We start from the raw sequence: 23,924 nt of genomic DNA, 5'->3' as shown, positions 1-23,924 counted from the left end.
CCTGGAAAGAAATATTTTTTCACTTTAGTAACAATTAGGTAATATTCACTATCTTATATTTCCTAAAAAGAAATATAATTTCGTAAAGAGAAAGTAACTATTGTACTATGACATCAGGTAAACTTGTTGTTTTCCAGGGGCCCGGACAGGCTTTCCAGCTGCAATCGGCTGAAGTAAGGGCTTTATTACCAGGGGAAGTACTGGTAAAGAACCGCTACACTACGCTGTGTGGAAGTGATCTTCATACTTTCTGCGGCCTGAGGAAAGAAGTGTGCCCTACTGTACTGGGCCATGAAATTGTAGGAGAAGTGATGGCTATTCACCCCGCACATTCCGGATCTGATCATAATGGCAAACAACTCCGTGTTGGTGATGTGGTCACCTGGTCTATTTTTTCCAGTGATCCGGAATCTTACTATGCACTGCACGACATGCCTCAAAAGGGAGACAACCTCTTTAAATACGGCCACGCCAAAGTAGAAAACGTTGAAGTATTTCACGGTGGCCTGGCAGAGTATTGTATCCTGAAGGCCCATACGGCCATCTTAAAACTTCCACGCGAAATTCCCCTGCCCATCGCCGCCACGCTTAATTGTGCTATTGCTACTGTTGCAGGGGCCCTGCGCATAGCAGGTAACCTGGAAGGAAAAAATGTGCTGATCACCGGTATGGGGCTGTTGGGAATGACCTGTGCTGCCATGTGCAAAGATGCAGGTGCTGCATGGATCATTGCGGCAGATATTACAGAGAAAAGGTTAGAAGAGGCAATGGGTTTCGGGGCAGATGAAACCATCGATCTGAAGAAGGATAATGTAAAGCTGCCCGCCAAAGGAATAGATGTAGTATTTGATATGAGCGGCTCAGCTGATGCGATGGAATTTGGCATTGACAGCCTGGCCATAGGTGGCAGCGCCATTCTGATAGGCGCCGTTTTTAACACCCGGAAATTACAGGTAGATGCAGAGAAAGTGATCAGGAAATTACTCACCATAAAAGGGCTGCACAACTACAACTACCAGGATTTCACCTATGCGCTGGACTTCATTACAAGGAACTGGGAGAAATATCCTTTCGGCCAGGTAGTGGGAAAAGAGTTTTCACTCAACGAAGTGCAGGAAGCGTTTGAGTATGCTGTACAGTTTAAGCCGCTCCGCGTGGGCATCAGGATCTAAACACCTCACCACCTTTCACGCGCTGCGTGAAAATAAGTATACAATCACATGCGAACACCAAAACACAGCTTCCGGAACATGCAGTGGAAAATGCTTTTCATTACCATGTTCTGCTATCTCTTCTTTTATACAGGCAGGCATAATTTCGGCTGGGCTGCTCATGCCATGGCAGAAGAGCTGCACATCTCTTTTGAGAAGATAGGCTGGGTAAGTTTTTCCATGTTGATGGGATATGCTGTTGGGCAATTTATTAATGGCAATCTCGCAGACCATTTCAGCCCGCGGGTGATGATCCCTTTAGGTGGTCTTTTATCCGTACTCACCAATGTGGCCATTAGCTTCTCGTACTCCTTTCCCCTGATCTTAATATTATGGACCTGCAATGGTTATTTCCAATCTATGGCATGGGCTCCGGGCGGCAAGCTGATCACCAACTGGTGGCATAAAAATGAAAGAGGTATGGCATTAGGTTTCTACACAATGGCGGCAGGTGCCTCTTCTGTTGTTACTTACCTGCTGTCTATCTTACTTGTACAACAAAACCAGCATTGGCAGGTACTGTTCCGTGTGCCTGTATTATTCCTCCTCACAGCATTGGTGATCTTCTACATCATTGCACGCAGCAAACCTTCTGATGCAGGATATGCAGATATCATAGCAGCTGCCCCCGCAGGAACTGAAGACAACTGGAAACAACGTTATAAAAGTGTGCTGGGCAACTGGCGCTTTCTTGTAGCCTGCCTGGCCATAGGTTTTCAAAGTATGGCCAGGTATGGTTTGATCTTTTGGGTACCTATCTATTTCCTTGGCGGAAATTATAAGAGTGATCCGCATCAGATATGGGTAAGCCTGTTACTCCCCATAGGTATGTCCACTGGCGCTTTTTCCTTTGGGTTCATTTCAGACAGGCTGTTCTCAGGCAACAGGCCCTCCTCCATCAGTACGGGGATGCTGTTATGTGCCGTTGTTTCTATGACCATATTCCTGCTGCCCGTACAAACAGGTGTGGCGGCGGGGATACTGATGTTCTTAGCCGGTTTCTTTGTATACGGCCCCCAGGCCAACTTCTGGCCATTGTGCCCCGAGTTATTAGGGGAAAGATATGTAGGTACCGGTGTAGGTATTATGAACATGAGCGCCTACTTATTTGCTGCACTCGGCGAACCTGTAATGGGTAAAGTGATGGATATAACAGGGAGAACGGATGTGGTATTCCTTACCGTAGCTGTTATTGCGCTGCTGAGTTCCGTTACGATCATGTTCACTTACTCAGCAGGAGGAAAGTATGCTGGTCTCCGTAGAAATGATTATAGATGAGCACTTTCTTCAAACCCTGCTCCTTTATCACGCGCGTAGCGATCCACAGCGCAAAGGCAGAAGCCGTATCATATTCTCCGCATAAGGTTTTAAAAGGAAGGGAATGAGTAGCAGGAAAATATTGCACCACTAAGTTGTGGTAATAGTGATCATGATTGGTATCGCCGTTCTGGCCGGTGATGAGCAGATCAATATCTGAAGGTTCAAGATTGTGCTGCCTGAGGAATGTTTCCAGTGCGGCATGCAATTTTTCTTCCGTGGGTTTATACAACATCTTAATGCCTTCAATACAGGCCTGGGGGTTGTTCCCGGGTTGGTTGCCTAACAGGAAGAAAGCAGCTCCTTCTCCGGCAATGGTGCCTGGCGTACCACTGGTCAATAATTCCGCGGGTTGTGTGAGGGCTTCTTTCCAGTAACCGATGCGGCTTTTGATATAGAAATGCTCATCGGAGATCTCTTCGAAAGCACCCGCCAGCACTACGTCTGTATTACCTTCGTTGAGCTGCATCATGCTATCCAGCAGGGCATGCTCAAAAGAAAAACCGCGGTGAACGAAGGTGTTGTTGTATTGCATATATTTCTGTTGCAGGGCAATGAGGCCGTTCACAGAATTATAGGTAGACTGGATGAAGGGTGTGGGATTGAGCGCAGTTTCCGCATACTCTGTAATGTTCTTGAGGAAACGTTCTGTATCCTGCAAACTGCCTTTACCTGTACCGGTGATAATAGCGCCCGGCATGTTCACTCCGCCGTTGCGTAAACATTGCAGTGCTGCTACCAGGCCCATTTTGAGCACACGGCTCATACGGCGTAAACTATTAGGGGGGATGAAACCGCTGTAATCAGGTTCCTTTATACGCAACAGGTTCTTCTCCGACAGCTCGGGAAGCTGTGGAACGAAAGGGCCGGAAAAGCTCTCCTGTGGAGAGATGGCGGCGCTGGCCTGTATGTAATATTTACCCTTCATATTTACTGATCACGAGTGATGCATTATTTCCACCAAAACCAAATGAATTGGAGATCACGTTCTTCACGGGATAGTTTTCCAGCAATTGTGTTTCGGGTGTAATGTTCAGTTCTTCCATCTTTTGGGAGAAATGAAGATTCGGAAAGATCAACGCTTCCCTGATGGCAAGTACGCCAAAAATGGCTTCTATAGCGCCTGCGGCAGCTAAGGTATGCCCGGTGAATGCTTTGGTGGAACTGAATTTCGGCATCGCTGTGCCAAATAAGCGTTCCAGTGCAATCCCTTCTGAGATATCGTTGTTTAAAGTAGCGGTGCCATGTACATTCACATATTGTACATCTGCCGTACTTCTGCCGCTCATCTTCAAAGCATTTTTCATGGCTTCATATGCACCATCTCCTTCAGGAGAAGGGGCTGTGGGATGAAAAGCTTCGTTGGTATTATTCCAGCCGCTCAGTTCTGCGAGTATCCCTGCCTTACGCTCTTTCACCAGCGATTCACTTTCCAGCACAAGGTAAGCCGCGCCCTCTCCCAGGTTCAGCCCGTTACGCTGCTGATCAAAAGGGCGGCAGAATTGCTTATCGATGTTCTTGAGGGAATTGAAACCGTTCATGGTGAAACGGGTGAGCGCTTCCGTACCACCACAGATGGCACGTTGTACCAGTCCCTGCTGAATGAGGCGTGCGCCATACATCAGTGCGTTGGCAGAAGAAGAACAGGCTGTGCTGATAGTGGTTACATATTCATCGATACCAACAGCATCTGCAATGCGTTGTGTGCAATCTGCACAATCCAGTGTATCAATGTATTTGAGGAAGTCTCCTTCTTTGTTGGGGTCCAGGATATCGAAATATACTTTCTCCGTATCACACATGCCGCCTACAGTGGAGGCATTGATAAAGGCGGTGGGCAATTCCCGCGCATCCTTTATACCGGCAGATTGCAGGGCTTCCTGTATGGCTACCAATCCTAAGAGGGTGGTACGGGTATAACCAGGAGTATCCTGTACGCCGGCCATAGTGGCCAATGTTGGCGTGTCTGCCGCTACTTCTCCAACAGGCAGTACATCTTTATGAATGGTATCGATATGACGGGTATATCCCAATCCACTCTTCTGCCCACGCAAATGACGGAGATTTTCCTGCACATTGTTGCCAATAGCAGAGATCATACCTACACCGGTTATAAACACACGTTCTGCCATGCCTTTTCTTAAGCTGGTTGTTTGCTCTGGATGAACTCAGCCATGCTTTGTACGGACTGCAAAATTTTGCGCCCTTCGCGGGGATCTTCCACTTTGATCTTGTATTGTCTTTCCAGTAATACCATCAATTCCAGTGAATCGATACTATCCAGTCCCAATCCTTCGCCGAACAATGCAGCATTGTCGTCAATATCTTCAGGGCGGGTGTCCTGCAGGTTCAGAGCTTCAATGATCTGCTGTTTCAATTTCAGTTTTAACGCTTCCATAATGTTGTAGGTTTCACGCTCGTGGCGCCTTTCCAAGGGAGTAAAATTAATTGTTTTACCTGTGTTAAGAAAATGTTTATTCCTTGTTAACTGATCCGTTTCTGTTCCACCCATGCCGCAATGCCCAGCATCACTAAGCCACAGGCCAGTAAACGGGTAATATCCGGCAGGATGAACCTTGTATCTCCATTCCTCAGATACACATCATTTATTGCATCCAGCCCCCAGCTCAGGGGAGATAACCTGCCTATGGTCTGGATCTTCTCCGGCATGATCTCCAGGGGGATCCAGATGCCGCCGATGGCGCTCAGGATCACAATGGAAATAGCGCCAAAGTTCAGTGCCTGGTTGGGTGTTTTAAATAACGTACCGATCAGGATGCCGTATGCCGTAGCTGTAATGCTGATACTTAAAGCTGTTATGAATCCTGCCAGATGGTTCACGCCCAGTTGCAATGCGGGGAGGTCCAGCAGCGGCATCCCATAAATACCCACTGCAATCATCAGGTAGAATTGTATTACACATACCCCCACAAAGAACAGGAGCTTGCCGGAAAGGATGGAGAGGTAATTGCCGGGAATGAGCTTCATCCTTACCAGGCTGCCGTCTTCCCTTTCGCGGATCATGTTACCTGCAATGGGGATCACAATGAAGAACATGGCAAAGATGCTCCATGCCGGTACATTGTGTTGTACGGAATTGGAGATCACATCTATCTCCTGGTGTTTGCCCAGGTTGGTTTCCTGCAAGCCTACTGCTTTCAGTTTGATGGCAGGGAAGGTATCTGTTGCGGTACTGTCCTTACTCTTCAACTGCATCTGGATGCGTTCCAGCAGCAGGTCTGTTTGAACCTGTGTGAGGAAATTATCCAGGGCCTGGCGGATAGCGCTTTTGAATGCTTTTTTTGCTGCAGGGTCGAAGTAGAGTTGTACAGCCAGTGAATCTGAGGCGATGGCCTTTACCGGCAGCTGTGCCGGAATGCCCATCCTTTTGGAGATGTCGTTCACGATCTTGTTGGCATTGCTCACAATCTCTGCCGTGCTGCCTTTGGGGATAACGATGCTGATCTTATAATGCCCTTCTCCTATTAATGTTTTAGCGGTTGTTTCACTAACAGGCTGGTTATTTAATGAATCTATTACATTGAATTGCCCGCTGCTGCCCAATCCTTCCCTGATATAACGGCCCAGCCTGCCATGATCGTTATCCACGGTGAGGATATCGAACTTCACTTCCTGGTAATCTTTAAATGGAGCATCCTGTATGAGCGCCATTACGGTAATGAGGATAACCGGCATCGCAAATAGCAGTGCCAGTCCCGCTTTATCCCTCAGGAGCAGCAGCCATTCTTTTCGTATTGTTGCAATGAGCCTTAACATGTTCTTTTAATCTCTAACTGCGTGTCCTGTATAATGTAAAAACACATCTTCGAGGTTCCTGCATTCAGGATGCTGCCGGATCAGGTCCATCGGATTGCCCTGTACCACCAGCTTTCCTTCATCAATAATGGCTACGTCTTCACAGATCTGCTGTGCTTCGTCCAGTAAATGGGAAGTATAAACTACACTGTTCCCTTTCTGATTATATTCTTTTAAGAATTGAAGGATCATGCTGCGTGACTGCACATCCACTCCTGCTGTTGGTTCATCCAGGATGAGCAGGCGGGGTTCGTGCAAAATAGCGGCGATGATATTGGTGCGCCTTTTCATACCACCGGAAAACTTGCCCACTTCTTTATCTGCGGCTTTTTCCAGTCCGAATATTTCCAGGTGCTGATCTACTTTCTGCTTCAGGGCTTTGCCTTTAAAACCATAGAGGTTACCGAAGTAGCAGAGGTTCTCTTTTGCCGTGAGCTGCGGGAACAATGCTATCTGCTGCGGCACAATGCCAATGAGCCGTTTGATGGCTTCACGGCGGGATGCGTCCTGCGTGATATCAAAGATCTTTACACTGCCGCTGCCCGCTTTTACCAGGCCGCATAAAATAGAGATGGTAGTGGTTTTACCGGCGCCGTTGGGGCCCAGCAAACCTACGATCTTTCCTTCCGGGAATGAGAAGCTCAGCCCTTCCAGGCTGGGCGTTAACGCTCCTGCGTAAGTTTTATGCAGGTCCTTTACGGCTATGCTGGTCATAACTTCACTTTTGATAAACGGCGGAAGATCTTTTCTTCCTCGTCTGCAATATGCAGCAGCATATCCCCCAGTTCATTATATGGACTGTTATCCACTACACGGGCTTTACACACGCGGCCGGCAGCAAATGCAAAGTTGCGCCAGAGGTCGCCTACCAGTGTAAGGTCTTTTCCGATAGTGATCAGCTCTTCATTCTTCAGTAAAGTACCGGCTTCCTGTAAGAAGGCGGCATACATGAAACGGAACCCTGCACCGCCGGTACCAATTTCTTCCTGCATGCGGATGATATTGCCGAGGTACAATGCTGCACGTCTTTCGCCCTGTTTTTCAGGATATTGTTTTACACGTTTGGCGAGGTAGCGGATGCCTTTAATACCGAACTGCGGCATGGGCACCTTGAGCATAAAATAACAGGCCTGTTTGATGCCTGCTTTGATGGGACCGGCAAAATCAACGGTTTGCGGTACGCTCACCGGGTAGTACATTTTGCCTTGCGGTGCGGGGAAACCTTTTGCAAAACGCGCCTGCTCAAGGCTTTTGGGATCTATTTTCGTTACAGTGTCCATTACAGGATCGCTCACGAGATAATCATCTCCTTCTTTCCCGAACACTACCAGGTTATGTGCATTAAAGTGGAAACGGTAAGAAGCAGGGAAATAGGTCAGGTAATACACACTGGATTGCATACCTACAGGTATGCCTTTGGCGATCACATCCTCCAGCGCCTGTTGTGCTTTTGCGGGGTTGCTGAATTTATGTGATTCCATTTTTACGCCAAGGCGTTTGCAAACCCTGGAAAAAATAGCCCCCGGCCAGATGCGGTAAGTGGTGCCGGGTACGCCGTTCACTTTCACAAAGGGCAGGTGGCCGAAGAAGATCCCTGCGCCGATGCCGAATGCCATGGGCTCGCTGATCTTCAAACCATAATGGCGGAACAAATTAGAAACTACGCCGCTTTCGCAATGAGCTGTTTGTACGTGATGGAACGCTGTCATGAAAGTTTTTTATTGGGGTCGTTGGAATGGCAACAATTCACCCTTTTGTAATACCTCTGCAGGGATGGAAAAGATGGCCGCATACTTTGCTATCATTGTGGCGCTCAGCTTTTTAAATACGGCAGGTTTCATATGCCGTTTTACCTGCCAGCCGAACTTACCGGCTTTACTGGCCAGCAAAGGCAGGTCCAGCAAAGTTCTTTCCATATAGTATGCAATGGGGCTTTTCTGCCCGGCCAATACCTGCTCCCTGGTTTCATTCACACGGTGCTCTACTTCTTCCCAGGCCTGCCCCAGTGCTACATTCTCCGGCTCCCAGCCTACGCTGGTAACAGGTTCCTTGTATTCACCGGATTGGTCTACTGCATAAAAAAGTTGTTTAAAGGTGCCTTTGTGCAGGTTGTCGCCATCCTGCGGAACTTCTTCTTTTTTCATTGTTGCAGTTTTGAAGGATATTACTGAAATGCAGCAGGAGCCCTTAATTCCGGCCCCTGCTGCATTATATATCGTGCTCGTAATGAATTTCCTATACTACGGTGATGTGTGCGTATGCGTAAGAGAACCTTGCGCTCTCGGGCACCATCATCACAATCTTATCTCCTTTCTTCAACAGGTCCTGGTTGAGCAGTTCTTCCAGCATAAAATAAGGGGAAGCTGTTCCAACATTTCCTACGCGTGTGAGGTTGGTGAACCATTTTTCCTGCGGGATGTGTACACCCAGCCTGGCGATCTCTTCATCTATCTTAAAGCGGAAATATTCAGAAGAAAGATGTGGCAGGAAATAAGTGATCTCATCAATATTGATATTGTATTTCTCCACCAGGTCTTTCCACATCTGCGATCCGGAAGGAACAATGTTTTTGCCGAGCAGGCGGGTATCCTGTTTAAAAGAGAATACACTGTTGGCAGCCCACTCTTCCGGGGTCATATCCGTCCAACCTTTCGTAGAACCGTCACCGTTCTTAATGGCACCGGCATACATGCAGGTTTCCAGCTCGTTGGCATATGATGCGATCTCTACCCAATCCACGCGGAGCGAGAGGCCTTCTTCATTGGGTTTATCCTGGAAGAGGGCTGCACTGGCGCCATCGGAGAGCATCCATCTTAAAAAGTCTTTTTCGAAAGCGATGATCGGGTTCTCAGCAAGGCTTTTCAGGTTTTCGGTTTCCGGTTCAAATTTCTGCGACAGCATCCAGCTGGAGAATTTTTCGGAGCCGGTACTTACGGCATTGCTGGTATTTCCGCATTTAATAGACATGAACGCATACTTGAAAGCCTGCATCCCTGCAGCGCAGGCGCCGGTTGCGGCGATCAGCTCCACGGGCTGGCATTTCAGTATACCATGTACCATGGCGGCATGGTTAGGCAATAATTGATCAGGAGAGGTAGTACCACAAGCTAACAGTTGCAGCTTGTTGATCGGAAACTTTTCATCAAACAGGTTCCGTACTGCTTCAGCAGTCATCTCTGCATTGGAATGGGTTGTTTTTCCTTGTTTATCCAATGCATAGTAGCGCGTTTTGATCTTGTTATTTCCCAAGATCATCGTCCTGGCCCGGGACGGCTTTCCGTCCACCATTCCGAGGATGCTTTCCATTTCATCATTCCCTACTGGCTCGTTCGGCAAAAATTTGGAGAGCCTCGTAATATATACTTCTTTCATGTCAGGATTTAAAAAAGTTTAAGCGGGCGTAAAGATAAAATTTTAATGGATAATCGAATATTACACAACATTACAAATCTATGAAGTTCATACTTCCCGGAGACCCACTCCTTTATAATAAGTAACATCCTCTGCCAGTTGCTTCTTTTGCAGTAACAGCTTTAACCAGGAGGCAATGGTGGTAAAAGGAGACAGTACAGGGATGGCCACCAGCAGGATGGTCCTGTACATGGAAACGCGCCCCTGCCTTCCTGCATCACCCGGGCCGCCTTTTTCGCTGATATAATTTGCCCAGAACCGGAATGGCTTTACCCCTCTGAATTCCAGTACCACCAGGCTTGGTTTTAACTCAACGCTTTCCAGCGCCAGTAATTGTGTATGCAGCTGGTCATAATTATTCTGCTCCAGCGCCTGCAGGATGGGGCCGGCGAATTTGCCGGACTCCGTGATCTCTTTTTCCTGTACACCTGCGGGCGGGAATAAAAAGAAGGCCTCTTTTTTCCCTTTGGTGGCCCAGCGGATAATAGTGATCAGGGATACCAGGTTGGGGTTTTTATCCACCAGCACAATATTCCCTACCAGCTTTGCCCCTGCCTGCTGCAGGTAACGTTTTGTTTTCTCCTGGGCATTGATCCACATATTCCGGCAACCGAGCAGGGTGATCACGGGTTTGCCCTTCAGCAAACGTTTACCTTCCTCACTTTGCAAAAATGCAGCAACCGGTTGAGATGGCGACAAGAACCATGGCTGATATGCCAGGATCACCAGGTCGAAATGCGTATTTGGATCCACTTTCAGTGGCATGATATGACGCGGTTTTGCCAGTACCGTTTCAGGCATGGCATCAAAGAACTCCTGTTTAGACCAGGGGAAGGGAAATGGCTGAATAGGTACCAGTTCCTCGAACACTATATCTGCCTTGCCCTGCAAAGGTGCTGTCACATGATCGATAATTCTCCGTAGCTGACCGGTTTGGGTGAAATACACCACTAATATCTTAGGTTTCTGCGTCATAAGTTGGTTCGGAAAGTCTATATAAAAAGCGTGCAAACATACAAAAGATTTCCAATTTGTCTTATTGCTTCTTCACAGAGCCGGAACCGATCTTATTCACCGTTACGGTAGGATTTCCTTTATAATTAACATCTCCGGAACCTACAATATTGGCTTTCAGGGTACGGCTGGCATGGAGGTCCACATCTCCGCTGCCGGCAATGTCCAGATCAGCAGTTTCCGTCATCAGTTCTTCCAGGTGTGCATCTCCGCTTCCGGCCAGGTTCAGTTTCAGATCACGGGTCTCTCCTTTTATCTTTAGGTTACCGGACCCGGCCAGGTCGATGTTCAATTCCGGCGTGCTGAAGCTGGCATTCAGGTTACCGCTGCCGGAAAGGCTCAGGTGTACGGGAACAGGTGTTTCGAAATGGCTCTCAATTTCCAGGTCCCCGGAACCGGAAAGGCTGGCGGACTCCAGTTGGGCTGTTGTGAGGAAAACCTTCACTTTTTTGCGGGTATTTACACGCACATTCCTTTTGAAACGCACTTCCAGGCGGCCATTTTCCTCTATCAGCTCTATGAGGGGGAGGATGTTATCTTCCGCCTCAATAGTAGCATGGGAAGTATTTCCTTTAGTAATATATATATCCATGGAGCCGGACGCCTCTAAAACAGAGAATTTACTAAGATCATGTTCTTCCTTACTAACGTTACCGCTGCCACGCACTTCATCGCAGGACACAAAAGCAGGCGTCAAAAGAAGCATTAATGCAAAATATTTTAAATTCGTAAGCATAACCTGGGTTTAAGGGTTTGGGACTAGATGCCCGAAATTTACAAAGAATTCCGCGTTCCGCATGCATTTCACATCATTGTCCCCAATTCGGGAAAAGCAAAATCCGAAATTCCACTATCTTTGCCCGACCATGACAGAAAAGATCTTGATCCTCGATTTCGGTTCCCAATACACTCAATTGATTGCAAGAAGCATACGGGAACTGAATGTTTATTGTGAAATACAACCATGTACGAAGCCCATTACCTGGGAAGACAGTATTAAAGGTATCATTCTCTCCGGCTCACCATTTTCCGTGAACGACCCGCAGGCGCCTGTAGTTGATATTGCCGCCATGGGCGAAAAAGTACCGGTTTTAGGTGTTTGCTATGGCGCACAGCTGATGGCCAAAGTATTTGGCGGAGAAGTAGCTAAAAGCAGTACCCGTGAATATGGCCGTGCTTTTATGGAGCACAATGACAAAGAGGAACCATTATTATATGACATTTCTTCCAAGAGCCAGGTTTGGATGAGCCATGCAGACACTATTAAACGTCTCCCTGAAGCCTTCACACCTATTGCTCATACTGAAAATATACCCGTAGCGGCTTTCAAGAGCTTCACCCTCGCCAAACATCCCCTTTTCGGTTTGCAGTTCCACCCGGAAGTAACCCATTCCCTGGAAGGCAAACAGATCTACCGCAACTTCCTGATCCATATCTGCGGTATTAAGCAGGACTGGACACCGGCAGCTTTTGTACAGGAAACCGTAGCCCGCATCAAGGAACAGGTGGGCGACAAAAAAGTGGTGATGGCCCTGAGCGGCGGCGTGGATTCAACAGTAGCAGCAGAACTCATTCACAAAGCTATCGGCAGCAACCTGTATTGCGTATTTGTAGATAATGGTCTTTTACGCAAAGACGAGTATGCAACCGTGCTGGACTCCTATAAACATATGGGACTCAATGTAAAGGGAGTAAATGCCAAGGACCTGTTCTATGGCCAGCTGAGCGGTGTAAAAGATCCCGAAGAAAAACGCAAGATCATTGGCCGCCTCTTTATTGAGGTATTCCAGCAGGAATCCAATGAGTTAAAAGATATTGCCTTCCTGGGGCAGGGTACCATTTATCCGGACGTGATCGAATCCGTTTCCGTGAATGGCCCTTCCGCAACCATTAAATCGCACCACAACGTGGGTGGCCTTCCGGAGAAAATGAAAATGGGCCTTGTTGAACCCCTGCGTTTCCTTTTCAAAGATGAGGTGCGCCGCGTGGGTAAAGAGATCGGCATCAGCGATATTTTCCTGGCCCGCCATCCTTTCCCCGGTCCCGGACTGGCTATCCGCATCCTGGGTGATATCACTCCTGAAAAAGTGAATATGCTGCAGGAAGCAGATGCTATTTATATTGAAAACCTGAAAGAATCCGGCCTGTACAACCAGGTTTGGCAAGCAGGTACCATCCTGTTACCCGTTCAGAGTGTGGGTGTTATGGGAGATGAAAGGACCTACGAGTTCTGTGTTGCCCTCCGCGCGGTAACTTCTACAGATGGTATGACGGCAGACTGGGCTCACCTTCCCTACGAGTTCCTCGCCAAAGTTTCCAACGACATTATTAATAAAGTGAAAGGCATTAACCGGGTGGTGTACGACATCAGCTCCAAACCTCCGGCAACGATAGAATGGGAGTAGGATTGAATTAAGGAACGATTTTTGCAATTTTGGCACGATATGAACCGATCGAGAACAATCACCAGACTTGTAATATCAGTATCATGTTTGATACTGATACAAGCCTGTAGCGTCCTCCGGAAGGCTCCGGCAAAAACTGACGGTCCGCCGCCGGTATTGAACAAGCCTAAAACGGAGGAAAAGAAACCCGAAGAAAAAAAGCCGGACGTAAAAGCGCCTTTTAATGTACCCGCGTTTGCAAAAGAAGTGAAACGCAGCAGTTACAATGTGGCCATTTTTGCCCCGATGTACCTGGATTCTGTGTTTGCCAACAGCCTGGATATCCCCGGCCGCACCATGCCAAGGTATGTGCTGCCCGGGCTGGAATTCTACGAAGGTGCGCAACTGGCATTGGACTCCCTGAGCAGGCAGGGATTGCGCCTGAATGTACTGGTGTTTGATAATAAAGCCCGCCAGGCAGATGTAGCTGCCCTGATCCGTAACCGCCAGCTGGATGCCGTAGATCTGATCATCGGTGCAGTGAGCACACCGGAACTGAAACAACTGAGCGATTTTGCCAAACAAAAAGAGATCAACCTCGTTTCCGCTACTTACCCGAATGCTGCCGGCATCTCCGATAATCCTTTCCTGCTCATCGGCAGCAGCACCCTGAAGTCTCATGTGGAAGCCATCCATGATTATGCACAGAAAGGATTTGCCAATAAGAACATCCTTATTGTAAGAAGAGGTACTGCCTTTGAAGCCGATATTGCCACGCAGATCAAGAATGCTTACGAGAAGATGAACTATGATAAGAAAGCAAGGATAAGGGAAGTGGTATGGAGTGAAACCACCACGGACCTGCAACTCACACAATACCTGCTGACGGACCGCCCTAATCTCCTGATCGTAACAGCATTGGATGAATTGGGTGCAAAGACCATCCTCCGGAAATTAGCCACACAAAAAGCCACTTACCCGATGCATATTTTCGGGATGCCTACCTGGGATGTGATGAAGTTCAAGGAGCCTGAATTTGCTGGTATCACCATGTATTATTCTTCTCCTTATTACAACGATAAAACAGATATCTACAGCAAGTATGTAATAGACCATTTTAAGAATGTTTACAAATCACGCCCCTCAGACATGGCTTTTAAAGGTTTTGAACTGACGTACTACTTTGTAAAACTACTCGCACAGGATGGCGTTTACTTCAACAAGGATATCAATAAACCAGGCAACCGGATGTTCACTTCCTACAATTTCCAACCCGTGTATGCGAAAGAAGGAGATGAAGTGCCGGCTTACTTCGAGAATAAAAATATTTACATTATCCAAAAGGGAGACAGTGCTGACTTCAAGATGAATTCAGCTTTGTAAGGATGTATTGCTGTATTGCAAAAGGGACGACCAATTGGCCGTCCCTTTTGTTTTTATACTATATTTATAAAGCATGCTCACTTTTACAGATAAAGGCATCTACTGTGCTGCGGGCGATTTCTATATCGATCCATGGAAACCTGTTCCCCGGGCAGTGATCACACATGCCCATTCAGATCATGCACGCTGGGGAAATCAGCATTATCTCTGTACGAAAGACAGTGTTCCTTTCCTCCGGTTACGCCTCGGCAAAGAGATCAGTGTGCAGGGCCTTGCTTATGGAGAAGAGATCTATCTCAACGGTGTAACCGTATCCTTTCACCCGGCAGGTCATATGATCGGTTCGGCACAGGTGAAGGTGACGTATAAAGGACAGACCTGGGTAGCCAGCGGCGATTATAAAGTAGAAAATGATGGCATCTCCGGCGCATTTGAACCACAAAAATGCCATGTATTCATAACTGAATCCACCTTTGGTCTACCTATTTATCACTGGAAACCGCAAGCATCTATTTTCAGCGATATCCGCAACTGGATGAATGAAAATGAGCAGGCGGGAAAGAACAGTGTGCTGGTAGCTTACAGCCTGGGCAAAGCACAACGGTTGCTGTATAACCTGCAACATCACGTTTCCCGGTTCTTAGTGCATGGCGCTATTTTCAATGCACATGAAGTATGCCTGCAAAATGGATGGCCACTTCCTCCCGTAGAACTGATCACCCCGGAAACACCTAAAGAAAACTATAAAGGCAGCCTGATCATTGCACCACCTTCCGCAGCAGATTCTGCCTGGATGAAACGTTTCAACCCTTATTCACTCGGTGTTTGCAGCGGCTGGATGCAGGTAAGGGGAAATGCACGGAGAAGTAATGTGGATGCCGGTTTTCCCATATCAGACCATGCAGACTGGCGGGGATTGTTAGATACGATCAAACAAACCGGCGCAGAAAAAATATTTGTAACACATGGTTTCACCAGTGTACTGGCACGTTACCTGCAGGAAAATGGTTTACCGGCCGAAGAAGTAAAAACGGCCTACGGTAGTGAAGAAGAAGAAACAACCACCTGATGCAGCATTTCTCACAACTCATATCCACCCTGGCGCAGAGCACCAAAACCAACGAAAAGCTGGAGGCGCTCAGTCGTTATTTTGCTACGGCAGATGAAAAGGATAAACCCTGGGTACTTGCCCTGTTCAGTGGCAGAAGACCCAAGCGGGTAGTGAATTCTGCGCAAATGCGGCAATGGAGCATGGAGCTGACCGGCTTACCCGAATGGCTGTTTAATGAATGTTATCATACCGTGGGTGATCTCGCGGAAACAATCGCGTTGCTTTTACCACCACCTGAAACAAAAGCCGGCTCCTATCCCCTGCATTACTGGCTGAATGGCTTGCTGCGGCTGGATAAAGCCAGTGAAGAAGATAAAGCTGCTTTCGTGCGGAATGCCTGGGACCAGATGGAATACCGCGAAAGATTTGTATTCAATAAACTGATCACCGGCGGGTTCAGGATAGGTGTTTCTCAAAGCACGATCGTAAACGCCCTGGCTAAAACCTACAACATCGTACCCGCCACTGTTTCCCATCTTATCAGCGGGAACTGGGACCCGCAGCAGATCACCATGGCTGCATTACTGAATGAAGAAAGCAGTACCATAGACGATTCCAAACCTTATCCTTTTTTCCTGGCCTATGCATTGGAGGGAGGCCCTGAAACCCTGGGCGATCCAGAAGAATGGCAGGCGGAATGGAAATGGGATGGCATCCGCGGGCAGGTGATCAAAAGGAATGGACAGCTCTTTATCTGGAGCCGCGGCGAAGAACTCATCACAGATAAATTCCCGGAGATCACGGCGCTATTGGATTTCCTGCCAGATGGCTGCGCTATTGACGGGGAAATATTAGCCTACGATCTCTCAACGGACCGCCCTTTGCCTTTCCAGGCCTTGCAGACACGCATCGGCAGAAAGAACCTCACAAAAAAACAATTACAGGAAGCTCCCGTGATCTTTCACAGCTACGATCTGCTGGAATTCGATAAACAGGATTTACGCCTTTTACCATTACAGGACCGCAGGGCGTTGTTAGAAAAATTAGTGAACACCGTGAACCAGCCTGCCCTGAAACTCTCTCCCGCCATTGCTTTCACCGCTTGGAACGAATTGGTTTCCTTGCGCGAACAATCCCGGAACAACGGCAGTGAAGGACTGATGTTGAAAAAGCTCAGCTCTGTTTACCAAACCGGCCGCAGGCGTGGCGACTGGTGGAAATGGAAGATAGATCCCTACACCGTGGATGCTGTAATGATCTACGCGCAAAAAGGTCATGGCCGCCGTTCCAACCTCTATACAGATTATACTTTTGCCGTGAAGAATGGTGATCAGCTGGTACCCTTTGCCAAAGCTTATTCCGGGTTAACAGATAAGGAAATAGCGGAAGTGGATAATTGGGTGAAGCGTAATTCACTGGAAAAGTTCGGGCCGGTGCGTACCGTAAAACCGGAACTGGTGTTTGAAATTGCCTTTGAGGGCATAGGGCTTTCCAGCAGGCATAAATCCGGGATCGCCGTTCGTTTCCCCAGGATCCACAGGTGGCGGAAAGACAAGCCTGTGGAGGAGATCAATACATTAGACGATCTTAAAAAACTGGTCTGAACCATACCCCTTTAGTCTACAGATTATGTGTTGATATAACACCCTACATTTGCATTAGAACCAACGTTAAGAATACGCAATTGTTTTATTTCGCAGGAAAAAACCAACCACCTGCTGTTAACTATTTCACGAATGGATGCGCTGAATGCATTGTTATTAGTCGGCTTAGGATTCTTCATTGGTACCTTTGGAACACTCATTGGTGCTGGTGGTGGATTCATCCTGATGCCGCTGCTGTTGTTAATGTACCCAGATATGTCTCCGGATGTATTGACGAGTATTTCCCTGGCCGTAGTATTTCTGAATGCTTCTTCCGGTTCCATTGCCTATGCCCGCAAGAAACGCATTGATTACCGCTCTGCGCTGATCTTTGCATTGGCTACTTTACCCGGTGCCATTATCGGGGCATTCACCACTACTTTATTATCCCGCCACGTTTTCAATATTATTTTAGGTGCGCTGCTGATAGTGGTAGCCGGCTTCCTGATGCTGAAGCCACAACAGGGTGCCTATGCCGGAAGGGCCAACAAAGGCCGTTGTGTGGACCGTTGCGTAACAGAACGGAGTGGTGAAGAACATCGTTTCTCTTTTAATATCTGGACGGGCATCGGCATCAGCTTCCTCGTTGGTTTTATCAGTAGTTTACTAGGCATCGGTGGCGGTATTATTCACGTACCTGCATTGATCAGCCTCCTGAATTTCCCGATACATGTAGCCACTGCTACTTCTCACCTGATCCTGGCCATCATGGCACTGGCAGGCACCATCGTACATATGATCCAGGGGAGTTTCTGGGAAGGCTGGCAAACAGCTTTATCTATTGGCGTTGGTGTAATAATAGGGGCACAACTGGGAGCAGGGCTTTCTTCCCGCGTAAAACCGAAAGGCATTATCCTTGCACTGGCCGGGGCTTTGCTGATCGTAGGCGTGCGGTTGATCCTTACTTAATGCAATAAGAAACTCAGTACAAACAATACCGCCAACACATACATCACCGGGCTGATCTCCCGGTATTTTCCTGTAAATACTTTCAGCAATACATAGGAAAGCATGCCGAATACAATACCTTCTGCAATGCTGTAGGTATATGGCATCATCACGATTGCGAGAAAAGCAGGGATCGCCTCCGTAGGATCTTCAAAATTGATCTTCACTACTGCACTCATCATCAGCATACCTACAATGATCAAAGCCGGTGCTGTAGCAGCCGGAGGGATCATGGCAAATAACGGCGCAAAGAACAGCGACAGCAGGAACATACCGGCCACCGTAACAGCCGTTAAACCTGTTCTGCCCCCGGAGGCAATGCCACTGGCGCTTTCCACATATGCCGTTACCACACTGGTTCCTAATAATGCACCGGCAGTAGTGCCTACTGCATCTGCGAACAAGGCCTGTTTTGCCCTGGGGATCCGGCCCCGGCTGTCCAGCAGCCCTGCTTTGCTGCATAAGCCAATGAGGGTGCCCACCGTATCAAAGAGGTTCACCATTAATAGTGTGAATAAGATCACCACCATATCCATGGTGAACACTTTGCTGAATTCCAGTTTAAATGCGATGGGTGCTAATGATGGTGGTAAACTTATTATTTCGTTTGTTGTTGTTACACCCAACAGCATACCTGCCAATGTTGCCGCTAATATCCCGATCAGCAACGCAGCATTCACTTTACGGTACATCAGCACAGCACTCACAATCAAACCTGTTAATGCAATTAAAGGCCCGGCGCTGGTGATGTCCCCTATCTTCAGGATCACACCATCCAGTTTATCATTTCCAACATGCCGCATGCCCGTTTCAATAATCCCTGCATTCGCCATTCCTATCAATGCGATCAGTAATCCAATGCCTACTGAAATAGCATGTTTGAGATTTTCAGGAATGCTGTTGATGATCGCTTCGCGGATATGAAAGAGAGAAAGGAAAATAAAAATAATGCCCTCCAGGAAAACAGCCGTTAAAGCAAATTGCCAGCTATATCCCATACCCAGCACAATGGTATAGGCAAAAAAAGCGTTCAATCCCATACCCGGCGCAAGGCCAATAGGCAGTTTGGCATATAACCCCATCACCAGTGTACCAATGGCAGCAGCCAGGGCAGTAGCAGTGATCAGGGCGTTAAAATCCATTCCCGTTTTGGAGAGGATCATGGGATTCACTGCCAGGATATAAGCCATTGTGGAAAAAGTAGTAAGGCCCGCCAGCAGTTCTTTCTTAACAGTAGTACCGTTTTCGTGTAAACGAAAGATATCGCGCATAAAGCAAAGGTAGGGTTTGACTTAAATTTTCCTAATTTCGAAAAGCATGAAGAACACACCCGGCTGGAAAGCGATAGAACAGTGGCTGGCGGCAAAAGAATTAAAGCCGTTCACCTTCCAGGAAGAAGCTTGGGAACATTACCTGCAAGGCTACTCCGGCCTTGTAAATGCCCCTACGGGCTTCGGTAAAACGTTTTCTCTGTTCCTGGGAGCAGTGATCAGGTGGATCAACGAGGAGCCGGAATATCGCAGCAAAAAGCACAATGGCTTGCAATTGCTCTGGGTCACTCCGTTACGCGCACTCGCCAAAGATATTGGCCGCGCCATGGAAGAAGCCCTGCATGAATTGCATATTCCCTGGAAAGTAGGCATCCGCAGCGGAGATACCACTCTGGCTGTGCGTGAACAACAGAAAAAACAGATGCCGGAAATACTGATCATTACGCCGGAATCCATTCATATTTTACTGTCACAGAAGGAATATCCGCTACGCTTTGCCGGTTTGCATACGGTAGTAGTGGACGAGTGGCATGAACTGCTGGGCAGCAAAAGAGGAGTGATGGTGGAATTAGCGCTGAGCCGCCTCCGCGGATTGAATAAAGGGTTGCAGACCTGGGGGATCTCTGCCACCATCGGCAACCTGGAAGAGGCATTGGATGTTTTGATGGGGAACACTTCCCAACAAACAGCTATTGTGCGGGCAATTGTACACAAAGCCATCGATGTGCAATGCATCCTGCCGGATGAAATTGAGAAGTATCCCTGGGCAGGGCACCTGGGCATCAAACTATTACACAAAGCTTTGCCGGTGATCATGGAAAGCAATACCACCCTGCTCTTCACCAATACCCGTTCCCAATCTGAAATATGGTATCAGCAGATCCTCAAAGCCTGCCCTGAATTAGCAGGGGCCATTGCCTTGCACCATGGTTCCATTGATGCGGAATTGCGGATCTGGGTGGAAGAAGCATTACACACCGGAACTTTGAAACTGGTGGTCTGCACATCCAGTCTTGACCTGGGTGTGGATTTCCGCCCCGTAGACACTGTGATACAAGTAGGCAGCCCCAAAGGTGTTGCACGTTTCTTACAACGTGCCGGCAGAAGTGGTCACCGCCCTGATGCGGTGAGCAAAATATGGTTCCTCCCTACCCATTCGCTGGAATTAGTGGAAGCCGCAGCCCTTAAAGATGCCATGAAGGCGAATATGATAGAAAGCCGCATGCCGGTGATCCTGGCATACGATGTACTCCTGCAATACCTGATGACCCTCGGCGTGTCTGACGGTTTTGAGCCAAATGAAATATGGGAGGAAGTAAAAGGCACCTTCTGTTTCCGTGACCTCACCACCGATGAATGGCAATGGATCATTTCTTTCCTCACCACCGGCGGGGAAGCCTTGCAGAGTTATGACGAATTCCACAAACTGCATAAAGTAGGCGACCGCTATCATTGCGTAAGCAAGCAACAGGCCATGCGCCACCGTTTGCACATCGGTACCATTGTGAGTGATGCCATGCTCAAAGTACGTTTCCTCACAGGCGGATACATTGGGGTGATAGAAGAATATTTTATTTCCCGCCTGACCGCCGGAGATAGCTTTAGCCTGGGCGGGCAGAACCTGGAATTTGTGATGATCAAGGATATGACGGTGCTGGTGCGTAAATCGAAATCAAAAAAAAGTATTGTGCCCAGCTGGGGAGGAGGCAGGATGCCGCTTTCCTCTAACCTTGGTAAAATGCTGCGGCGGAAATTCCATGAAGCCATGTCCGGCGTTGCACAGGAAGAGGAGATACAGGTCCTGCAACCCATATTCGATCTCCAACAATTATTATCGCATATTCCCAGGGAAGATGAATTACTCATGGAGCAGATCGAAACACAGGATGGTTATCACCTTTTCGTTTATCCTTTCGAAGGGAGATTGGTGCATGAGGTAATGGCCACCCTCCTCGCCTGGCGCATCAGCCAGCAGCATCCCATTACTTTTTCCATCGCCATGAATGATTATGGTTTTGAATTACTTTCAGACCAGCCCATTCCCGTAGACGATACAAATGCCCAGGAATATTTCTCCCTTGAAAATCTGACGGTTGACCTGCAACGTAGTGTGAACGCCACAGAAATGGCGCGGCGTAAATTCCGGGATATTGCCGTGATAGCAGGACTTATATTCCAGGGCTTTCCCGGAAAGGCCAAGGCCAACCGTCACCTGCAATCCTCTGCTTCCCTGCTGTTCAATGTGTTTAACGATTACGACTCCAATAACATCCTGCTGCGGCAGGCTTTCAATGAAGCCTTCTTTTACCAGATGGAAGAAGCACGGCTCCGCGAATCGATGGACAGGATCTATCATAATAAGATCGTGATCACATTTCCGCAACGCCTTACCCCTTTCTGCTTCCCGATCAAAGTGGACAGCCTGCGGGAACAATTAACCAGCGAAAAACTGGAAGACCGCATCAAAAAAATGACTTTATTTACGTACGAATGAACTTAGAGGATACCGCATTTGAATTTAAGGGCCAGCATTGGCGGCTCTCAGCCGGAAGGGCCATCTATTGGGAAGAAGAGAAGGCATTGATCGTGGCAGACCTGCATGTGGGAAAGTCCGCCCACTTCCGGAAAGCAGGGATTGCCGTGCCTGCGAACATTGTGCAGGAAGATCTTTACCGCTTACAGCAACTGATCACCAAATACCATCCGGAGAAAGTACTGATCGTGGGAGATATGTTCCATAGCTCCGCCAACAACGAAGTGCAATACTTTAAGATCTGGCGGCGGCAGTTTGCACATATCGCCTTTGAACTGATAGAAGGGAATCACGACATACTGGAACCAGCACTGTACGAAGACCTCCAGATCAACCTTCACCAGGTACTCTCCCTTCGTAATTTCTATTTTGTGCATGACCGGGACGATAAACCCTCCGTGCTGGAAGGGCATTACCTCATTTCCGGGCACATCCATCCCGGGATCAGGATGATAGGGGCCGGAAGGCAGAGTTTGCGGCTACCCTGTTTCTATTTTGGAATGGAAGGGGCTGTTCTGCCGGCATTCAGCGGATTTACCGGTTTGTATTCCCTGCACCCCGAACCAGATTCCGCAGTGTTTGTAATTGCGGAAAAGAAGATATTCCGGATATAAACCTTTTTCAGTATATTAGAACACATACGCTCTAACCCGATTTTACAACATCATCAAAAAACCGACATGAAAAAAGCATTATTCCTTCTATTCCTCCTACCCCTGTTTGCTATGGCCCAGGACAAGGGTATACACTTTGAACATGGATTATCCTGGAAAGAAATACAGGCTAAAGCCAAAGCTGAGAACAAATATATCTTCATTGATTGCTTCACTACCTGGTGCGGCCCCTGCAAATACATGACAGCAAACATTTTCCCACAGCAGGAAGTAGGTGATTTCTTCAACAGTAAATTCATCAATGTAAAATTACAGATGGATGTAACGGAAGGAGATAATGAAGAGGTGAAAAAATGGTATGAAGATGCCAAGGCGATCGGAGAGCAATACAGCGTGAGGGCATATCCTACTTTCCTCTTCTTTGCACCGGATGGTAAAGTGGTACACCGTATGGTAGGTGGCGGCGAAGCGGAAGCTTTCATTGCCCGCAGTAAAGAAGCCCTGGACCCGGGCAAACAATATTATGTGCAACTGGCAAAATATGAACAAGGCAATAAAGACGAGGCTTTCCTCCGCAGTTTTGCTTTGACCGCATTAAATGCCTATGATGCAAAAACAGCACAGGCGGTATCCAAAGAATACTTTGACACACAGAAAGATCTTTTCACCAAAGACAACCTGGATATGCTGGCTAAGTTCACCCGTACCAGCAAAGACAAAGGGTTTGCCATTTTCCTGAACGAGTCTGCCAAAGCCAATAAAGTATTAGGTAAAGGTAAATCAGAAGCAATTGTGGGTGGCATTGTCAGCAATGAAGAAATATATCCCAAGATCTTTAAGAAAGATGCCGGCGCTCCGGACTGGGCAGCACTGCAATCTGAGCTGGCGGCTAAATATCCTAAGCTGGCAGATGAGTTAGTCGCTAAGAGCAAAGTGATCTATTATGCCAATAAAAAAGATGCTGAGAATTCTGTGAGCGCCATTGTAGCTTACATGAAGAAATATAGCGATAAGGCGAGCCCGATGGACCTGAACCAATTTGCATGGACGATCTTTGAAAGCTGCAAGGATATGAAGTGTGTGGAAGAGGCGCTGGAATGGAGTAAACGTTCTTTTGCCGAAAACCAGGACCCGAATTTCATGGATACTTATGCGAATCTGCTTTACAAGCTGGGTCGTAAAGATGAAGCGATTGCCTGGCAGGAGAAAGCGGTGAACCTTGCAAAGGATAAGAAGCCTTTGGAAGAAACACTTAATAAGATGAAGAAGGGAGAGAAGACCTGGAATTAGTTTTCTTTCTTTGAGGATATTTAAAAAGGATGGCCGGA

21 protein-coding genes are annotated in these 23,924 nt (G+C 47.7%); 10 read left to right on the top strand and 11 right to left on the bottom strand.

Going from position 1 to position 23,924, the window contains the following annotated elements:
* The first annotated feature begins 107 nt into the window (after positions 1-107).
* Positions 108-1,172: a zinc-binding dehydrogenase gene (locus BUR42_RS26585; RefSeq protein ID WP_074242574.1), complete on the top strand. Its 1,065-nt coding sequence runs from the start codon at positions 108-110 to the stop codon at positions 1,170-1,172.
* 48 nt (positions 1,173-1,220) lie between these two features.
* Positions 1,221-2,489, top strand: coding sequence for an MFS transporter (locus tag BUR42_RS26580; protein WP_074242573.1), 1,269 nt, complete (start codon positions 1,221-1,223; stop codon positions 2,487-2,489).
* On the opposite strand, the gene BUR42_RS26575 is transcribed toward BUR42_RS26580, so the two are convergent.
* The 10 genes from BUR42_RS26575 to BUR42_RS26530 form a co-directional block, all read right to left on the bottom strand.
* Complete coding sequence (locus BUR42_RS26575; RefSeq protein WP_074242572.1) at positions 2,434-3,456, bottom strand: beta-ketoacyl synthase chain length factor; 1,023 nt, start codon at positions 3,454-3,456, stop codon at positions 2,434-2,436. The two genes, BUR42_RS26580 and BUR42_RS26575, sit on opposite strands and share 56 nt — an antisense overlap.
* Positions 3,446-4,660 (bottom strand): beta-ketoacyl-[acyl-carrier-protein] synthase family protein, encoded by a 1,215-nt coding sequence (locus BUR42_RS26570; protein WP_074242571.1) that lies wholly within the window; start codon positions 4,658-4,660, stop codon positions 3,446-3,448. Before BUR42_RS26570 ends, BUR42_RS26575 begins: the two co-directional genes overlap by 11 nt.
* Positions 4,661-4,668: 8 nt before the next feature.
* Positions 4,669-5,040, bottom strand: a complete 372-nt coding sequence (locus BUR42_RS26565; protein ID WP_262488015.1) for a phosphopantetheine-binding protein — start codon at positions 5,038-5,040, stop codon at positions 4,669-4,671.
* Positions 5,013-6,305: an ABC transporter permease gene (locus BUR42_RS26560; protein WP_074242570.1), complete on the bottom strand. Its 1,293-nt coding sequence runs from the start codon at positions 6,303-6,305 to the stop codon at positions 5,013-5,015. The genes BUR42_RS26565 and BUR42_RS26560 overlap by 28 nt, the downstream gene beginning before the upstream one ends.
* A 6-nt stretch (positions 6,306-6,311) precedes the next feature.
* Positions 6,312-7,058: an ABC transporter ATP-binding protein gene (locus tag BUR42_RS26555; protein WP_074242569.1), complete on the bottom strand. Its 747-nt coding sequence runs from the start codon at positions 7,056-7,058 to the stop codon at positions 6,312-6,314.
* Positions 7,055-8,053 carry a BtrH-related acyltransferase DarH gene (locus tag BUR42_RS26550; protein ID WP_074242568.1) on the bottom strand — a complete coding sequence of 333 codons (999 nt, stop codon included), beginning with the start codon at positions 8,051-8,053 and terminating at the stop codon, positions 7,055-7,057. Before BUR42_RS26550 ends, BUR42_RS26555 begins: the two co-directional genes overlap by 4 nt.
* Positions 8,054-8,062: 9 nt before the next feature.
* The gene (locus BUR42_RS26545; RefSeq protein WP_074242567.1) at positions 8,063-8,488 is read right to left on the bottom strand and encodes a flexirubin biosynthesis protein DarG; all 426 of its coding nucleotides are present in this window, start codon (positions 8,486-8,488) and stop codon (positions 8,063-8,065) included.
* A gap of 91 nt (positions 8,489-8,579) precedes the next feature.
* Positions 8,580-9,716, bottom strand: a complete 1,137-nt coding sequence (locus tag BUR42_RS26540) for a dialkylresorcinol biosynthesis protein DarB (protein WP_074242566.1) — start codon at positions 9,714-9,716, stop codon at positions 8,580-8,582.
* An 87-nt stretch (positions 9,717-9,803) separates the two neighbouring features.
* Positions 9,804-10,730 carry a hypothetical protein gene (locus tag BUR42_RS26535; protein WP_074242565.1) on the bottom strand — a complete coding sequence of 309 codons (927 nt, stop codon included), beginning with the start codon at positions 10,728-10,730 and terminating at the stop codon, positions 9,804-9,806.
* A 61-nt stretch (positions 10,731-10,791) separates the two neighbouring features.
* Positions 10,792-11,505 carry a head GIN domain-containing protein gene (locus tag BUR42_RS26530; protein WP_084185840.1) on the bottom strand — a complete coding sequence of 238 codons (714 nt, stop codon included), beginning with the start codon at positions 11,503-11,505 and terminating at the stop codon, positions 10,792-10,794.
* 130 nt (positions 11,506-11,635) lie between these two features.
* On the opposite strand from BUR42_RS26530, the gene guaA reads away from it, so the two are divergent.
* From guaA to BUR42_RS26505, 5 genes are all read left to right on the top strand, one after another.
* A complete protein-coding gene (guaA, locus tag BUR42_RS26525; protein ID WP_074242563.1) occupies positions 11,636-13,174 on the top strand; it encodes a glutamine-hydrolyzing GMP synthase in 1,539 nt (512 codons plus the stop codon).
* 87 nt (positions 13,175-13,261) lie between these two features.
* The gene (locus BUR42_RS26520) at positions 13,262-14,536 is read left to right on the top strand and encodes an ABC transporter substrate-binding protein (protein WP_074242562.1); all 1,275 of its coding nucleotides are present in this window, start codon (positions 13,262-13,264) and stop codon (positions 14,534-14,536) included.
* A 73-nt stretch (positions 14,537-14,609) separates the two neighbouring features.
* Entirely contained in the window at positions 14,610-15,605 is a 996-nt protein-coding gene (locus tag BUR42_RS26515) for a ligase-associated DNA damage response exonuclease (protein WP_074242561.1), read from the top strand.
* Positions 15,605-17,191 carry an ATP-dependent DNA ligase gene (locus BUR42_RS26510; RefSeq protein ID WP_074242560.1) on the top strand — a complete coding sequence of 529 codons (1,587 nt, stop codon included), beginning with the start codon at positions 15,605-15,607 and terminating at the stop codon, positions 17,189-17,191. Before BUR42_RS26515 ends, BUR42_RS26510 begins: the two co-directional genes overlap by 1 nt.
* A 132-nt stretch (positions 17,192-17,323) precedes the next feature.
* Positions 17,324-18,139, top strand: a complete 816-nt coding sequence (locus BUR42_RS26505; protein WP_074242559.1) for a sulfite exporter TauE/SafE family protein — start codon at positions 17,324-17,326, stop codon at positions 18,137-18,139.
* Here the strand turns inward: BUR42_RS26505 and BUR42_RS26500 are convergent.
* Positions 18,136-19,449, bottom strand: coding sequence for an NCS2 family permease (locus BUR42_RS26500; RefSeq protein ID WP_074242558.1), 1,314 nt, complete (start codon positions 19,447-19,449; stop codon positions 18,136-18,138). The genes BUR42_RS26505 and BUR42_RS26500 overlap by 4 nt on opposite strands.
* Before the next feature lie 46 nt (positions 19,450-19,495).
* Between BUR42_RS26500 and BUR42_RS26495 the strand changes: the two genes are divergently transcribed.
* The 3 genes from BUR42_RS26495 (at position 19,496) to BUR42_RS26485 (ending at position 23,886) form a co-directional block, all read left to right on the top strand.
* Entirely contained in the window at positions 19,496-21,943 is a 2,448-nt protein-coding gene (locus tag BUR42_RS26495) for a ligase-associated DNA damage response DEXH box helicase (protein ID WP_074242557.1), read from the top strand.
* Complete coding sequence (gene pdeM / locus BUR42_RS26490) at positions 21,940-22,596, top strand: ligase-associated DNA damage response endonuclease PdeM (RefSeq protein WP_074242556.1); 657 nt, start codon at positions 21,940-21,942, stop codon at positions 22,594-22,596. The genes BUR42_RS26495 and pdeM overlap by 4 nt, the downstream gene beginning before the upstream one ends.
* A 66-nt stretch (positions 22,597-22,662) precedes the next feature.
* Positions 22,663-23,886: a thioredoxin family protein gene (locus tag BUR42_RS26485; protein WP_074242555.1), complete on the top strand. Its 1,224-nt coding sequence runs from the start codon at positions 22,663-22,665 to the stop codon at positions 23,884-23,886.
* The last annotated feature ends 38 nt before the right edge of the window (positions 23,887-23,924 follow it).

The organism is Chitinophaga niabensis, assembly GCF_900129465.1.
Taxonomy (GTDB): Bacteria; Bacteroidota; Bacteroidia; order Chitinophagales; family Chitinophagaceae; genus Chitinophaga; species Chitinophaga niabensis.
Note: the sequence above shows the minus strand (reverse complement) of the source record. Positions and strands in the feature narration are given on the sequence as shown.

Excerpts from the sequence above, each read along its gene's own strand:
- BUR42_RS26585 (WP_074242574.1), top strand. The coding sequence starts at position 108 with ATGACATCAGGTAAACTTGTTGTTTTCCAGGGGCCCGGACAGGCTTTC.
- BUR42_RS26580 (WP_074242573.1), top strand. The coding sequence starts at position 1,221 with ATGCGAACACCAAAACACAGCTTCCGGAACATGCAGTGGAAAATGCTT.
- BUR42_RS26575 (WP_074242572.1), bottom strand. The coding sequence starts at position 3,456 with ATGAAGGGTAAATATTACATACAGGCCAGCGCCGCCATCTCTCCACAG.
- BUR42_RS26570 (WP_074242571.1), bottom strand. The coding sequence starts at position 4,660 with ATGGCAGAACGTGTGTTTATAACCGGTGTAGGTATGATCTCTGCTATT.
- BUR42_RS26565 (WP_262488015.1), bottom strand. The coding sequence starts at position 5,040 with ATGGGTGGAACAGAAACGGATCAGTTAACAAGGAATAAACATTTTCTT.
- BUR42_RS26560 (WP_074242570.1), bottom strand. The coding sequence starts at position 6,305 with ATGTTAAGGCTCATTGCAACAATACGAAAAGAATGGCTGCTGCTCCTG.
- BUR42_RS26555 (WP_074242569.1), bottom strand. The coding sequence starts at position 7,058 with ATGACCAGCATAGCCGTAAAGGACCTGCATAAAACTTACGCAGGAGCG.
- BUR42_RS26550 (WP_074242568.1), bottom strand. The coding sequence starts at position 8,053 with ATGACAGCGTTCCATCACGTACAAACAGCTCATTGCGAAAGCGGCGTA.
- BUR42_RS26545 (WP_074242567.1), bottom strand. The coding sequence starts at position 8,488 with ATGAAAAAAGAAGAAGTTCCGCAGGATGGCGACAACCTGCACAAAGGC.
- BUR42_RS26540 (WP_074242566.1), bottom strand. The coding sequence starts at position 9,716 with ATGAAAGAAGTATATATTACGAGGCTCTCCAAATTTTTGCCGAACGAG.
- BUR42_RS26535 (WP_074242565.1), bottom strand. The coding sequence starts at position 10,730 with ATGACGCAGAAACCTAAGATATTAGTGGTGTATTTCACCCAAACCGGT.
- BUR42_RS26530 (WP_084185840.1), bottom strand. The coding sequence starts at position 11,505 with ATGCTTACGAATTTAAAATATTTTGCATTAATGCTTCTTTTGACGCCT.
- guaA (WP_074242563.1), top strand. The coding sequence starts at position 11,636 with ATGACAGAAAAGATCTTGATCCTCGATTTCGGTTCCCAATACACTCAA.
- BUR42_RS26515 (WP_074242561.1), top strand. The coding sequence starts at position 14,610 with ATGCTCACTTTTACAGATAAAGGCATCTACTGTGCTGCGGGCGATTTC.
- BUR42_RS26510 (WP_074242560.1), top strand. The coding sequence starts at position 15,605 with ATGCAGCATTTCTCACAACTCATATCCACCCTGGCGCAGAGCACCAAA.
- BUR42_RS26505 (WP_074242559.1), top strand. The coding sequence starts at position 17,324 with ATGGATGCGCTGAATGCATTGTTATTAGTCGGCTTAGGATTCTTCATT.
- BUR42_RS26500 (WP_074242558.1), bottom strand. The coding sequence starts at position 19,449 with ATGCGCGATATCTTTCGTTTACACGAAAACGGTACTACTGTTAAGAAA.
- BUR42_RS26495 (WP_074242557.1), top strand. The coding sequence starts at position 19,496 with ATGAAGAACACACCCGGCTGGAAAGCGATAGAACAGTGGCTGGCGGCA.
- pdeM (WP_074242556.1), top strand. The coding sequence starts at position 21,940 with ATGAACTTAGAGGATACCGCATTTGAATTTAAGGGCCAGCATTGGCGG.
- BUR42_RS26485 (WP_074242555.1), top strand. The coding sequence starts at position 22,663 with ATGAAAAAAGCATTATTCCTTCTATTCCTCCTACCCCTGTTTGCTATG.